Below are 12,496 nucleotides of genomic sequence, written 5' to 3'. Positions count from 1 at the left end.
CCCCCGCGCCTTCATTTGATACCGTGGGTTACCACTTCATCTCGCCCTTGGCGACCTTCGCGCTCAACTGCAGTGAGCTCTCTTCACCCAGTGCCGGGTAGCGCTTTTTCATCGCCGCGATCAGGACCGCCGAATCCTTGGCCTTGGCGGTTTCCTCGTCAAAGGCCTTGATGTAATCGGCGGTGAATTGCACGGCGGCCAGGGAACGGGCGCTGTCGCCAAGGTAGTGACCCGGCACGATGGTGGTCGGCTTCAGGGTTTCGATCGAGTGCAATGTCGCCAGCCAGTCGGCGTGAGACTGCGGGGTTTGGGTGTCGGCCATCCACACGTGGATGTTGTCTGCCACGACCACGCCACCGACCACGGCCTTGATCGATGGAATCCACACGAAACTGCGATCCGGTTGCTTGCCCTCAAGGCCGACCACCTGCAGCTTCTGCCCTTCGAGCATCAGGCTGTCGCCCTTGAGCACGTCCGGCACGAGGGTTCTGGCCGGCACATCGGCGCCCATTTTCGGGCCCCAGAACGCCAGTTTGCCGTCGACGGTCTGCTTGATGTGATCCACGGTCGGCTGTGATGCGAGCACCTTGGCCTTGGGGAATGCAGCGGTGAGGGTATCGAGGCCGAAGTAGTAGTCCGGGTCGCCGTGGCTGATGTAGATGGTGGTCAGTTGCTTGCCGCTGGCGCGGATTTTTGCCACCACCTGTTCGGCCTGGGATTTGCCGAACTGGGCGTCCACCAGAATCGCCTCTTTCTCGCCGCTGACCAGCACCGACGTCACCGGGAATATCGCTTTTTCGCCGGGGTTGTACACGTCCAGGGTCAATGTCGTCGCCGCGGCGTGTGCGGCGAAACCGAAGGCGGTTGCCGCCAGCAAAACGCGCTTGAAGGTAGTTAAACCGGTCATCTGTTGCTCCGTTGTTTGAAGGCCTGGGTTGGCCGATAACTGGGAACAGAGCTTAGTTGCCTGGATCAGTACAAAAAATGCGATGCTTGAACATAGTTTGTTTCTGAAATCGGGCAAATCATGGATCGTCTACAAGCAATGCGGGTGTTCGTCACGGTGGTCGATCTGGGCAGCCAATCGGCCGCCGCCGATCATCTGGAGCTTTCAAGGCCGGTGGTTTCGCGTTACCTGGCGGAACTGGAAGACTGGGTCGGCGCACGCCTGATGCACCGCACCACGCGCAAATTGAGCCTGACCGCCGCTGGCAGCGAAATACTGCCGCGCTGCCGGCAGATGCTCGACTTGTCCACGGACATGCAGGCCGCCGTCAGCGTGCCGGATGATGCACCCCGTGGCCTGCTGCGCATCAGCGTCAGCACCTCGTTCGGCCAGGCGCAACTGGCCGATGCCATGGCGGCCTACGTCAAGCGCTATCCCGGTGTCAGCATCGACCTGCAGATGCTCGATCGCACGGTGAACCTGGTGGATGAGCGCATCGACCTGGCGATTCGTACCAGCAATGACCTGGACCCCAACCTGATTGCCCGTCGCTTGACGGTGTGTCGCTCGGTGATCTGCGCCGCCCCTGCCTACCTGCGCGAACACCCGGCACCCCAGCGGATCGAGGACCTGAGCGCACACAATTGCCTGACCCACTCCTACTTCGGCAAAAGCCTGTGGCACTTTGAATTGAAGGGCGAGCAAGTGTCGGTGCCCGTGCAAGGCAACATCAGCGCCAACGAAGCCAGCACGCTGCTGCGCGCCACCCTGGCCGGCGCCGGTGTGGCGATGCTCCCCACTTACCAGGCCGGTGTGCACATCCACAGCGGCGAACTGGTCCGCCTGCTGCCCCAGGCCGAACCGCGGCAGATGAACGTGTACGCGGTGTATGCCTCACGCAAGCACATGCCGGCGGCGCTGCGCAGCTTGCTGGATTTTCTGGTGGCGAGGTTTCCGGAAGAACCGGAGTGGGATGTTGGCCTGTAATCGGATCAAAAATGTGGGAGCGGGCTTGCTCGCGTAGAGGTCGGTACATCCGACGCAAATTTTGCGCGTGAACTACCGCTTTCGCGAGCAAGCCCGCTCCCACAAGGGGGTCATCAGTGTTCTGAATACCAGGTCAAATGCGACGCCCGTAACCCTGGCAACTCACCACCCCTGACCTATGCTCAAGGTAATACCCAAGGGTATCCGTTCAGAGGTCTACGCCATGAACATCAAGACAAGAAGGTACCTCGCCATCTTCATCACCTGCGCGGTCACGCTCGGGCTATACGGTGCTGCCGCGTGGCGCGTCGAGCAGCTGCGCAATCTGCCCCGGGAGTATGCCAGCTGCAATTTCGAGCGCTGCATTCCCCACAACGCGACCCTTAACGCCCTGCGCTAAGCCGGTGGGTCAGGCGTCGTTGTCCTGATCGGCCTTCAGGCGGTCGCGGAACGCCTTCGGCGAGATTCCCACTCGGCGTCGGAACAGGCGCGTGAAGTTGGTCGGATCAGAGAACCCCAACACGTCGGACATTTCATAGATGGTCATGCTGGTGTAGGTCAGCAGTCGCTTGGCCTCCAGCAACTGCCGCTCGTGCATGATCTGCAACGCCGGTTGTCCCGCCAGCTCTCGGCAGGTGCCGTTCAGGTGAGAGACCGAAATCCCCAGGCGATGGGCCAGGTCCTCGACCTTGACGTGCTGGCGATAGGTCTCTTCCACCAGCTGGATGTAGCCATTGAGGTATTCCCGCGCCCGCTGCGGCCGTTGACTGGCCGACCGGCGCTGGATCACCTGGCGGCTGACCCAGACCATGATCACGCTGACCAGCGAATGCATGAGCATTTCCCGCGCCGGTTGATGGCTGGTGTACTCGTTCTGCAACGCGCAAAACAGACTGTTCAGGTACTCGGCGTCCTGGCCTGCGGGGTAGCTCTCGGCCTGGGCCAGGGCATTCACCGAATGCCCCAGTTGCCCCTGAAGGTGCGCGATCAGGGGCGCCGCGAGGGTGACCACGAACCCCTCGACATCTTCGCTGAAGCGGAAGCCATGCACCGACAGCGGCGGCAGGATCTGGATCGCCGGCTCAGTCAGTTGCGTACGTTTGCCTTCGATTTCAAGCTCTGCCTGACCTTTGAATACGAAGAGCAACTGACATAAATCGGCGTGACGGTGGGGTTTGATTTCCCATTGATGTTCGCGACTGCGTTTGGAAATGGTTTCACAGTGCAGCAAGTCCGGAGTCGGCCAATCCAGGCTTTCCCCGTAGAGCTTGAACACCGGAATCGAAGGCAGGTCAGGCTTGTTCATCACTTCAATCCAGGTTTCGGAATGGACGGCGGGCGATAATCGCACCGATTGGCAGAATGTACAGCTATCCGCTCAGTTTTCACCTTCAATTGACAGACCCGCAAGTGAAAAATGCAAGCACTCGATCCATAAAAATCATTCACCGACCCCCGTCGCGTGTAGCTTGCGAGTCATAAAAACAATGAAAACACTGAAAACCCAAGTTGCCATTATCGGTGCCGGTCCGTCCGGTTTGCTGCTCGGCCAGTTGCTGCACAACGCCGGCATCGACACGGTCATTGTCGAACGACAGGCCCCGGATTACGTGCTCGGGCGAATCCGTGCCGGCGTACTTGAACAAGGCATGGTAGAGCTGTTGCGCCAGGCCGGTGTGAGTCAGCGCATGGACGCCGAAGGGCTGGTCCACGGTGGCTTCGAACTGGCGCTGGACGGCCGCCAGGTGCATATCGATCTGCAGGCGCTGACCGGTGGCAAAACGGTGATGATCTACGGTCAGACCGAAGTCACCCGTGACCTGATGGCCGCTCGTCAGGTCGCCGGCGCGCAGACGATTTACCAGGCAGCCAATGTCGTTCCCCACGGCATGAAAACCGATGAAGCGTTCGTGACGTTCGACAAGGACGGCGAAAGCTGGCGACTCGATTGTGACTATATTGCCGGTTGCGACGGGTTCCATGGCGTAGCGCGGCAGTCGATTCCCGCCGAATGCCTGAAGGTCTTCGAACGGGTCTACCCGTTCGGCTGGCTGGGGATTCTCGCCGATACTCCGCCGGTGCACGAAGAATTGGTGTACGCCCGCCATGCGCGGGGCTTTGCCTTGTGCAGCATGCGTTCGGCCACGCGCACCCGCTATTACCTGCAGGTGCCAGCGGACGAAAAGGTCGAGGCCTGGTCCGACCAACGCTTCTGGGATGAACTCAAGAGCCGCCTGCCCTCAGCCTTGGCGGACAATCTGGTGACCGGTCCATCCATCGAAAAGAGCATCGCGCCATTGCGCAGTTTCGTGGTCGAACCGATGCAGTATGGGCGCATGTTCCTGGTCGGCGACGCGGCGCACATTGTCCCGCCCACCGGCGCCAAGGGCCTGAACCTGGCGGCCAGCGATGTCAGCACTCTGTTCAATATCCTGCTCAAGGTTTACCGCGAAGGCCGTCTCGATCTGCTCGAGAAGTACTCCGAGGTCTGTCTGCGTCGGGTGTGGAAAGCCGAGCGGTTTTCCTGGTGGATGACCTCGATGCTGCACCGTTTCGATGATCACGACGCCTTCAGCCAGCGCATTGCCCAATCGGAGCTGGATTACTTCGTCGACTCCGAAGCGGGCCGCAAGACCATTGCGGAAAATTACGTCGGTCTTCCCTATGAGGCTATCGAATAGCTTGCTACCGACTTAAACTGGCGAGCATCCCGCTCGCCTTGCCTCTGGCGGGTCTATCACTGCCGCAGGTTTCCCCGTGACCACTCTCCACCAGCCTGAATTGCCCAAACCGGCCATCCGCAGCGTGCTGATCGCGCTGATGCTGGCCATTTTTCTCGGCGCACTGGACCAGACCATCGTTGCCGTGTCGATGCCGGCCATTTCCGCGCAGTTCAAGGACGTCAGCCTGCTGGCCTGGGTGATTTCCGGCTACATGGTGGCAATGACGGTGGCGGTGCCGATCTACGGCAAACTGGGTGACCTGTACGGCCGGCGCAAACTGATGCTGTTCGGCATGGGCCTGTTCACCCTCGCGTCGTTGTTCTGCGGCATGGCCCAGAGCATGGAACAGCTGGTGCTGGCGCGCATTCTCCAGGGGATCGGTGCCGGTGGCATGATCTCGGTCAGCCAGGCGATCATCGGCGACATCGTGCCGCCCCGCGAGCGCGGCCGCTATCAGGGCTACTTCAGCAGCATGTATGCGGTCGCCAGCGTGGCCGGTCCGGTGCTGGGCGGGTACATGACCGAATATCTGTCCTGGCACTGGGTCTTCCTGATCAATCTGCCGCTGGGCCTGGGGGCGTGGCTGGTGGCCAATCGCACCCTGGTGGGCTTGCCGATTCCACAACGCAAGCCGGTGATCGATTACCTCGGCACGCTGTTGATGATCATCGGGCTGACGGCCTTGCTGCTGGGCATCACCCAGTTCGGCCAGGGCCATTCCTGGCGCAGTGCCGAAGTCCTGGGTTTGCTGGCGTGTGCGGCAGCTGTGCTGGGCCTGTTCGTGCTGCATGAACGACGAGCGGCGGAGCCCTTGCTGCCGATGCACCTGTTTGCCAACCGTAATGCGATCCTGTGCTGGTGCACGATCTTCTTCACCAGCTTCCAGGCCATCTCGTTGATCGTGCTGATGCCGCTGCGTTTCCAGAGTGTCACCGGTGCCGGCGCAGACGCCGCCGCCCTGCACCTGTTGCCGCTGGCCATTGGCTTGCCGATCGGTGCGTATTTTGCCGGCCGCCGTACCTCCATCACCGGGCGCTATAAGCCGATGATCCTGGGCGGCGCTCTGCTGATGCCACTGGCGATTCTCGGCATGGCGTTCAGCCCGCCCCAAGCCTTTTTGCTCAGCAGCCTGTTCATGCTGCTCTGTGGGATCGCCTCGGGGATGCAGTTTCCAACCTCTCTGGTCGGCACGCAGAACTCGGTGCAACAGCGCGACATCGGCGTGGCCACCAGCACCACCAACCTGTTCCGCTCATTGGGTGGTGCGGTGGGCGTTGCATTGATGTCGGCGCTGTTGCTGGCGTTGTTGCAGGATTCGAGCTTCACCCACTTGGCCGGCGCTTCACTGCTGGGCGAGGGTCACTCGGGCAATGTCTTGCTGGACGGCCTGAATGCCGCGCCGGGAGATGCTCAAAACGCCTTGCGCGCTGAATTGCTGCTGACTTTCCGGCATTTGCTGATGATGAGCGCGGCTGTATCGCTTCTGGGTTTGGCGGCGGCGATTGCCATGCCGAACATGTTGTTGCGCGGGCGCGAAGATAAAGTCCTGTAGGAGCCCGGCTTGCCGGCGAACCAGACGCTGCGGTGTGTCTTCAATACCGCGTTATCGTTTTTCGCCGGCAAGCCGGGTTCCTGCAGGTCTGCGATCTCAAGGGCTGTAGTAACCCACCGCCACCAGGAAATGCCCGACCTTCTTCAGGTAGGCATGCTTGTTCTCGACCTTCCCGGTCACCGGGTTTTTCCAGCGGTACTCATACTCGCCGTAATCCTGTTTCGCGATGAGCGCCAGCATCGGCTCACCCACCGGTTTGCCATCCGGATCCTTGATCAGGCTGAAATCAGTGTTGATCAATCGCAGGTTGGTGCCATGGGCCACGTAGCGCCCGGTATCGAGGTCGACGACAAAGACATACAGGTCATCCTGCAGATAGCCGCCCTTGAGGGAGTTGATCGCTGCCAGGGTGCCCTTCTCGTCCTTGGCCAGGTCGGTTGCCGCCTTGTTCAGCAAGGCCATGGCCTGTTCCGCCGAGGCCCGGGGCAGGTAGTAGCCGACCGCGAGAATGCGCTGGCCGACGCGCTGATAGTAGACATGCTTGCGCTCGACCTTGCCGTCGGACCAGTTCTGCCACCGGTACTCCGCTTGCTGGATGCCATTGCCCTCGGGCGTTTTCAGCGCATCCTTGAAGGCCTTCTGCAGATCCGGCCCCAGCACATCCGACACATCCCGGCCAATCAGCGCCGCCGAAGGCCCGCCGCTGGCGAGCATCACACCCTTGGTATCGACAACGAAGACATACCGGTCCTGATCGACGAACTCGCCCTGGCGGCTGAACGCGGCAAAGGCCTTGTCGCCATTGTCGTGGTAGTAGGCCAAGGCCTTTTCCAGCAAGGCGATGGCGGCCTGGCTGTCAGCCTTTTGCGTTTGGGCCGCTTGAACCTGGCCCAGGCACATCAGCAGCATGCCGCATAACCAGGCCAACTTGTGCACAACTCCCATGGCGTGTCCCTCGTTCTTTTTTGATGTTTCAAGAGCGTAGACGGCAATGGCGTGGGTGCGGGAGGGATTCATTCCCGGCGAACCGGGAATGAAGCAGGGCTTACTGGCGAGTGCGCAACTGCTGTTGCAGGTGCTGGATCTGCGCTTGCAGGGAGTTGATGGTCCGGGTGACCTGGCTGCGGAACGCATCGAACTCCGCCAGGTTGGCGCTTTGAGAAGCGCCCGGACGGTTGTCCTGCTGGCTTTTGAGGACAACGATGTCCTGCTCCAGACGGTCGATGGCGGCGCTCGGATTCCCCTGTTTCTTCAGCGCCGTGATGTCAGCTCCCAGGCTTTTAAGCTGCGCATCGAATTTTTCGGTGTCCGCCGGGGTGTTTTTCAGGGTTGTCAGTTCAGCGCTCAAGGCTTTGACCTGCGCCTGCAGTTGCGTATCGGCATTCTGTTGTTCGGTGTACTGGGCCGCCATTTGGGCCAGGCGCTTGTCCAGATCGCTGGTTTGCGCGGTCATCTGCGCCAGGCGCTTGTCCAGGTCCGACGCTTGGCCGGCGACGCCCTGTTGTTGCTTGCCCTGATCCTGCAACTGGTTTTCCAGCTGTTTGATTTGCAGCTTCAGCGCTTCGCTGTCGGTGGTGACGTTAGTCTGGCTGGCGACCACCTTGCCGGAAATGTCCTGCAGGCGCCCCGCCGCTTCTTCACTGATTCGCGCAAAGCTTTCCTGGGTCGCCACCAACTGCTGCTCCATCAGCGAAATCTGCTGGAAGCTCCACCAGGCCAGGCCCGCGAAGGCAAAGAACAAGGCGCCGACCAGGGCCCACAATGGCCCGGTGCTCGCCGCCTTGACCTTGACCACGGGCGGCGTGCGCGAATGCATGGTGGTGCGGGTGTTCTTGGGGAAATCATCGTCATCGAGGATGTCTGCACGCAGGCTCGGTACATCGTCGAAGTCATCGTTGGCATCGTTACGCATGGACATTGAGTCAACCTTTGTGAAACGCGGTGATGGCTTGATGCGGCGCAGTATAACCTTCATGGCCGCATCGATTGACCCTGAACCCGAGCCCTTGTTCAGTGCAGCGGGTATCAGCGGATGTCCTGAGCCTTCCACCACGCGCAGAATTCATCGAGCGCGGTCCAGAGACTGACCTTGGGGTCGTAGTCCAGATAATGCCGGGCGCGGCTGATATCCAGGGTGAAATTCTTGTTCATGACCTGCATGCCCAGGCGCGACAGGGTCGGCTCCGGTCGTCCCGGCCACAGCTTGCAGAACCCCTCGTTGAGCGCCGCGACGCTGTAACCCAGGCCGTAGGAACGGTAGCGCGTCACTTGTGGGACTTCCATCCTGCGCATGACGTAATTGACTACGTCCCACAACGGGATCGGCGCTCCGTTACTGATGTTGTACACCTTGCCCAAGGCTGAACCGCTGGCCAGCAAGCTGCTGAGCAAGGCTTCATTGAGGTTTTGCACACTGGTGAAATCGACCTTGTTCAAACCGTTGCCAATGATCGCCAGACGTCCCTTGCGCTGCATGTTGAGCAACCGCGGGAAGATGCTCATGTCCCCCGCGCCGGTGACGAAACGCGGGCGAAGCGCTACGGTTTCAAGGCCAAACTCCTGGGCACCGAAGACTTTTTGCTCCGCCAGGTACTTGGTCGCGGCATAGGGGTGCTTGAAGCGTTTGGGCACTTGCTCTTCGGTCAGCCCCAGGTGATCGCGGCCATCGAAATAGATCGACGGCGACGACAGATGCACCAGGCGCCGCACCCGCTGTTTCAGGCAGGCTTCGACCACGTTTTCGGTGACCTGGACGTTGCCCAGATGAAAGTCCTGATAACGCCCCCACAGGCCAACGGCACCGGCGCAATGCACCACGGCCTCAACCTCTGAACACAAGTCGCGTGCCAGGAGCGGGTCGCTCAAGTCCCCCTGGATAAATTCGGCGCCGCGGCGCACCAGATGCTCGACACTTTCGGCCCGGCGACCGGTGACCCGCACGTCCAGGCCCTGCTCCAGGGCGAAACGCGCAAAGCGCCCGCCAATGAAGCCGCTTGCGCCGGTGACCAGAATCTTCATGTATTGCTCCGAATATTTCGTTTTGCGTTTTGCATATTGCGTAGGGCGTGAGGACTTGACGCTGCCCGTCAGTCCAACGGCACCAACCATTGCTTCGACGCCTGCACCAATTGCTCGGTCAGCAACCCCAGCAACTGCCCGCCATTGCGCCAATGATGCCAGTACAGCGGCACGTCGATCGGTTTATCTGGCAGAAGCTCCAGCAAAATGCCGCGCTCCAGTTGCTCGCGCACCTGCAATTCCGGCACCAGGCCCCAACCCAGTCCGGCTTCGGTGAGGCGGATAAAGCCTTCAGACGATGGGCACAGATGGTGTTCGAAACCGCCATCAACGCCCAGGGACGCCAGGTAGCGATGCTGCAGGAAGTCGTCCGGGCCGAACACCAGCGCCGGGGTTCGGGCCAACTGGTCGGCACGTACGCCTTGAGGAAAGTGCCGTGCAATGAACGCCGGACTGGCCAAGGCCCGGTAACGCATGGCGCCGAGCAACACGCTGCGCGCACCGGCTACCGGGCGCTCGCTGGCACAGAGGCACGCGGCGACTTCGCCGGCGCGCATGCGTTTGAGGCCAACGGTTTGATCCTCTACCACCAGATCCATCAACAGCTGTTGCTCTGCGCAAAAATCCCCCACTGCCTGGGCCCACCAAGTCGCCAGGCTGTCGGCATTCAGGGCGATCCGCAGGCGCTCCGGCAGGCCCTCTTCGTCCAGCGCCGGCACCAGCGTCTGCAAATCCCGCTCAAGCAGCCGCACCTGTTGCACGTGGTTGAGCAGGCGCCGGCCGATCTCGGTGGGTGACGGCGGCGTACCCCGCACCAATACTGGTTGGCCGACCCGTGCCTCGAGCAATTTGATGCGCTGGGAGATCGCCGATTGCGACAAACCCAACACTTGGGCGGCCCGTTCGAAACCGGCCTGCTCAACCACCGCAGCCAAGGCAGAAAGCAATTTATAGTCGAACATCAGTTTTCCTAATGAGCGATCAGCAATATTGGTTTTTCTTATACAGGCTCGTACCCGACAATGGCCAGCAAGAACTCTTCAAAAGGACCACTGATATGGCTGGCGAAACTTCATTGGCAACGCTGCTAAGCAGCATGAGCCCGCAACTCAACGCCGGCGAGTACGTGTTCTGCACCCTGGGCGACGGCCAGTTGCCTGCGGGCCTGGAAATCGTCGGCAGCTTTCGCGAGCAGGAAGGCCTGACCGTGATTGTCGAACGTTCCCGCGCCGAGCAGGCGGGCTTGAGCTTCGACTATGTCGCCGCGTGGATCACCCTGAACGTGCATTCGGCCCTTGAAGCCGTCGGCCTCACCGCTGCATTCGCCACGGCGCTGGGCCAGGCCCGGATCAGCTGCAATGTGATCGCCGGTTATTACCACGACCATTTGTTTGTCGGTCAGGCCGACGCCGAACGCGCCCTGCAAGTGTTGCGCGACCTGGCGACGAACGCGGAGTAACTACCATGTGGCAAAGCTATGTGAACGGCCTGTTGGTGGCCTTCGGACTGATCATGGCGATCGGCACGCAGAATGCGTTTGTGCTGGCGCAAAGCCTGCGCCGCGAACATCACCTGCCGGTGGCGGCACTCTGCGTTGCCTGTGATGCCTTGCTGGTGGCTGCCGGTGTATTTGGCCTGGCGACGGTGCTGGCACAGAACCCGACACTGCTGGCCATCGCCCGTTGGGGCGGCGCTGCGTTTCTGTTGTGGTACGGCAGTCAGGCGCTGCGCCGTGCCTGCTCGAAACAGAGCCTGCAACAGGGTGAAAACCAGACTGTGCGCTCGCTGCGCGCGGTAATGCTCAGCGCCTTGGCGGTAACGCTGCTCAATCCGCATGTCTATCTGGACACCGTATTGCTGATCGGCTCCCTCGGCGCACAGCAAACAGAACCCGGCGCTTATGTGGTGGGGGCGGCGAGTGCTTCGTTGTTGTGGTTTTTCACCCTGGCGCTCGGCGCGGCATGGCTGGCGCCGTGGCTGGCACGGCCAAGCACCTGGCGTATTCTTGACCTGCTGGTGGCCGTGATGATGTTCGCCGTAGCATTGCAACTGATCAGTGCTGGCTGATTTATTCCAAAAGGCTCTGGAACCTCTATTCCACACAGTTGTTGCGTGGTTATGCCGCACCCCCGGTGCTATGATCCGATCCCTGCGCCGCAAAGAGTACAAACTCCCGGCGCTTGTTTGGCCGCCCGTGATCGGCCTTGCGCTCACCGCAACAGACCTGATTAGGAGAATCATCATGGCTTTCGAATTGCCGCCACTGCCGTACGCACACGATGCCCTGCAGCCGCACATCTCCAAGGAAACCCTGGAGTTTCACCACGACAAGCACCACAACACCTATGTCGTGAACCTGAACAACCTGGTGCCAGGCACCGAGTTCGAAGGCAAGACCCTGGAAGAGATCGTCAAGACTTCCTCGGGCGGCATCTTCAACAACGCCGCTCAAGTGTGGAACCACACTTTCTACTGGAACTGCCTGGCTCCAAACGCTGGCGGTCAACCAACCGGCGCGCTGGCGGAAGCCATCAACGCAGCCTTCGGTTCGTTCGACAAGTTCAAGGAAGAGTTCAGCAAGACTTCCATCGGCACCTTCGGTTCCGGTTGGGGCTGGCTGGTGAAGAAAGCTGACGGCTCCCTGGGCCTGGCCAGCACCATCGGCGCCGGTAACCCGCTGACCAACGGCGACACCCCGCTGCTGACCTGCGACGTCTGGGAACACGCTTACTACATCGACTACCGCAACCTGCGTCCGAAGTACGTTGAAGCGTTCTGGAACCTGGTCAACTGGAAATTCGTGGCTGAGCAGTTCGAAGGCAAGACCTTCACCGCTTAAGCTCGACGCTCCTGAAAAACCCGGCTTTCTTGCCGGGTTTTTTTATGCCCGAAGAAACCGCAGGCAATAAAAAACCCGCTGATTCGTCAGCGGGTTTTTTATTGCGACGATCCAAGGATCAGAAATCCTCCAACCGCCACACTTCATAAGCCGGTGTCTCATAGGGATGGCTCTGCTTCAGAGCCTCCACTACCGGGCGAATCAACTCATCGGCCACCACAAGCTCGACCTTCCATTCCTCGACCTGTTCGACCTGCCCTGCCTCGCCAATGAACGGCTGGCTGCCGTCCAGTGGGCGAAACTGGCCCTGGCCCAATACCTGCCAGGCGCAGTGATCGTAAGCGCCGATCCGCCCGCCACCGGCAGCGAAAACGGCGCTCTTGACCGATTCGACATGACTGTCGGGAACGAAGAACGCAAGCTTGTACACG

At 60.7% G+C, this 12,496-nt stretch carries 14 protein-coding genes; 7 read left to right on the top strand and 7 right to left on the bottom strand.

The window, feature by feature from the left end; translation table 11 throughout:
* Nucleotides 1-28 precede the first annotated feature (28 nt).
* Nucleotides 29-907: an MBL fold metallo-hydrolase gene (locus BKX96_RS19725; protein ID WP_077185255.1), complete on the bottom strand. Its 879-nt coding sequence runs from the start codon at nucleotides 905-907 to the stop codon at nucleotides 29-31.
* A 120-nt stretch (nucleotides 908-1,027) separates the two neighbouring features.
* Between BKX96_RS19725 and BKX96_RS19720 the strand changes: the two genes are divergently transcribed.
* Both BKX96_RS19720 and BKX96_RS32885 read left to right on the top strand, forming a co-directional pair.
* Nucleotides 1,028-1,933, top strand: coding sequence for a LysR family transcriptional regulator (locus BKX96_RS19720; protein ID WP_218639279.1), 906 nt, complete (start codon nucleotides 1,028-1,030; stop codon nucleotides 1,931-1,933).
* 223 nt (nucleotides 1,934-2,156) lie between these two features.
* The gene (locus BKX96_RS32885) at nucleotides 2,157-2,333 is read left to right on the top strand and encodes a hypothetical protein (RefSeq protein WP_162837843.1); all 177 of its coding nucleotides are present in this window, start codon (nucleotides 2,157-2,159) and stop codon (nucleotides 2,331-2,333) included.
* 9 nt (nucleotides 2,334-2,342) lie between these two features.
* Here BKX96_RS32885 and BKX96_RS19710 read toward each other — a convergent pair whose 3' ends face one another.
* Nucleotides 2,343-3,239: a helix-turn-helix domain-containing protein gene (locus BKX96_RS19710; RefSeq protein WP_046818858.1), complete on the bottom strand. Its 897-nt coding sequence runs from the start codon at nucleotides 3,237-3,239 to the stop codon at nucleotides 2,343-2,345.
* A 190-nt stretch (nucleotides 3,240-3,429) separates the two neighbouring features.
* On the opposite strand from BKX96_RS19710, the gene pobA reads away from it, so the two are divergent.
* Complete coding sequence (gene pobA / locus BKX96_RS19705) at nucleotides 3,430-4,614, top strand: 4-hydroxybenzoate 3-monooxygenase (protein WP_179092164.1); 1,185 nt, start codon at nucleotides 3,430-3,432, stop codon at nucleotides 4,612-4,614.
* 76 nt (nucleotides 4,615-4,690) lie between these two features.
* Nucleotides 4,691-6,208 carry an MDR family MFS transporter gene (locus tag BKX96_RS19700; protein WP_077185253.1) on the top strand — a complete coding sequence of 506 codons (1,518 nt, stop codon included), beginning with the start codon at nucleotides 4,691-4,693 and terminating at the stop codon, nucleotides 6,206-6,208.
* 96 nt (nucleotides 6,209-6,304) lie between these two features.
* Here BKX96_RS19700 and BKX96_RS19695 read toward each other — a convergent pair whose 3' ends face one another.
* The 4 genes from BKX96_RS19695 to BKX96_RS19680 form a co-directional block, all read right to left on the bottom strand.
* Nucleotides 6,305-7,153 carry a cache domain-containing protein gene (locus BKX96_RS19695; RefSeq protein ID WP_046818861.1) on the bottom strand — a complete coding sequence of 283 codons (849 nt, stop codon included), beginning with the start codon at nucleotides 7,151-7,153 and terminating at the stop codon, nucleotides 6,305-6,307.
* Nucleotides 7,154-7,253: 100 nt separating this feature from the next.
* On the bottom strand, nucleotides 7,254-8,126 hold the full coding sequence (locus BKX96_RS19690) for a hypothetical protein (protein ID WP_046818862.1): 873 nt from the start codon (nucleotides 8,124-8,126) through the stop codon (nucleotides 7,254-7,256).
* A 107-nt stretch (nucleotides 8,127-8,233) separates the two neighbouring features.
* Nucleotides 8,234-9,226 (bottom strand): NAD-dependent epimerase/dehydratase family protein, encoded by a 993-nt coding sequence (locus BKX96_RS19685; protein WP_046818863.1) that lies wholly within the window; start codon nucleotides 9,224-9,226, stop codon nucleotides 8,234-8,236.
* Between the two features lie 68 nt (nucleotides 9,227-9,294).
* A complete protein-coding gene (locus BKX96_RS19680; protein WP_077185252.1) occupies nucleotides 9,295-10,188 on the bottom strand; it encodes a LysR family transcriptional regulator ArgP in 894 nt (297 codons plus the stop codon).
* Between the two features lie 95 nt (nucleotides 10,189-10,283).
* Between BKX96_RS19680 and BKX96_RS19675 the strand changes: the two genes are divergently transcribed.
* The 3 genes from BKX96_RS19675 (at nucleotide 10,284) to BKX96_RS19665 (ending at nucleotide 12,065) form a co-directional block, all read left to right on the top strand.
* Nucleotides 10,284-10,685 (top strand): ACT domain-containing protein, encoded by a 402-nt coding sequence (locus BKX96_RS19675; RefSeq protein ID WP_077185251.1) that lies wholly within the window; start codon nucleotides 10,284-10,286, stop codon nucleotides 10,683-10,685.
* A gap of 5 nt (nucleotides 10,686-10,690) precedes the next feature.
* Complete coding sequence (locus tag BKX96_RS19670) at nucleotides 10,691-11,293, top strand: LysE/ArgO family amino acid transporter (RefSeq protein ID WP_046818866.1); 603 nt, start codon at nucleotides 10,691-10,693, stop codon at nucleotides 11,291-11,293.
* Nucleotides 11,294-11,468: 175 nt separating this feature from the next.
* Complete coding sequence (locus BKX96_RS19665; protein ID WP_008052532.1) at nucleotides 11,469-12,065, top strand: superoxide dismutase; 597 nt, start codon at nucleotides 11,469-11,471, stop codon at nucleotides 12,063-12,065.
* Nucleotides 12,066-12,183: 118 nt separating this feature from the next.
* Here the strand turns inward: BKX96_RS19665 and BKX96_RS19660 are convergent, their stop codons facing one another.
* Entirely contained in the window at nucleotides 12,184-12,495 is a 312-nt protein-coding gene (locus BKX96_RS19660) for a YqfO family protein (RefSeq protein WP_077185250.1), read from the bottom strand.
* Between the last annotated feature and the right edge of the window lies 1 nt (nucleotide 12,496).

It is taken from the genome of Pseudomonas putida, from assembly GCF_001976065.1.
Lineage (GTDB): Bacteria > Pseudomonadota > Gammaproteobacteria > Pseudomonadales > Pseudomonadaceae > Aquipseudomonas > Aquipseudomonas serbica.
This window is presented reverse-complemented; position numbering and strand designations above follow the sequence as displayed.

Excerpts from the sequence above, each read along its gene's own strand:
- BKX96_RS19675 (WP_077185251.1), top strand. The coding sequence starts at position 10,284 with ATGGCTGGCGAAACTTCATTGGCAACGCTGCTAAGCAGCATGAGCCCG.
- BKX96_RS19670 (WP_046818866.1), top strand. The coding sequence starts at position 10,691 with ATGTGGCAAAGCTATGTGAACGGCCTGTTGGTGGCCTTCGGACTGATC.
- BKX96_RS19665 (WP_008052532.1), top strand. The coding sequence starts at position 11,469 with ATGGCTTTCGAATTGCCGCCACTGCCGTACGCACACGATGCCCTGCAG.
- BKX96_RS19720 (WP_218639279.1), top strand. The coding sequence starts at position 1,028 with ATGGATCGTCTACAAGCAATGCGGGTGTTCGTCACGGTGGTCGATCTG.
- BKX96_RS19725 (WP_077185255.1), bottom strand. The coding sequence starts at position 907 with ATGACCGGTTTAACTACCTTCAAGCGCGTTTTGCTGGCGGCAACCGCC.
- BKX96_RS19690 (WP_046818862.1), bottom strand. The coding sequence starts at position 8,126 with ATGTCCATGCGTAACGATGCCAACGATGACTTCGACGATGTACCGAGC.
- BKX96_RS19680 (WP_077185252.1), bottom strand. The coding sequence starts at position 10,188 with ATGTTCGACTATAAATTGCTTTCTGCCTTGGCTGCGGTGGTTGAGCAG.
- BKX96_RS19685 (WP_046818863.1), bottom strand. The coding sequence starts at position 9,226 with ATGAAGATTCTGGTCACCGGCGCAAGCGGCTTCATTGGCGGGCGCTTT.
- BKX96_RS19710 (WP_046818858.1), bottom strand. The coding sequence starts at position 3,239 with ATGAACAAGCCTGACCTGCCTTCGATTCCGGTGTTCAAGCTCTACGGG.
- BKX96_RS32885 (WP_162837843.1), top strand. The coding sequence starts at position 2,157 with ATGAACATCAAGACAAGAAGGTACCTCGCCATCTTCATCACCTGCGCG.
- BKX96_RS19695 (WP_046818861.1), bottom strand. The coding sequence starts at position 7,153 with ATGGGAGTTGTGCACAAGTTGGCCTGGTTATGCGGCATGCTGCTGATG.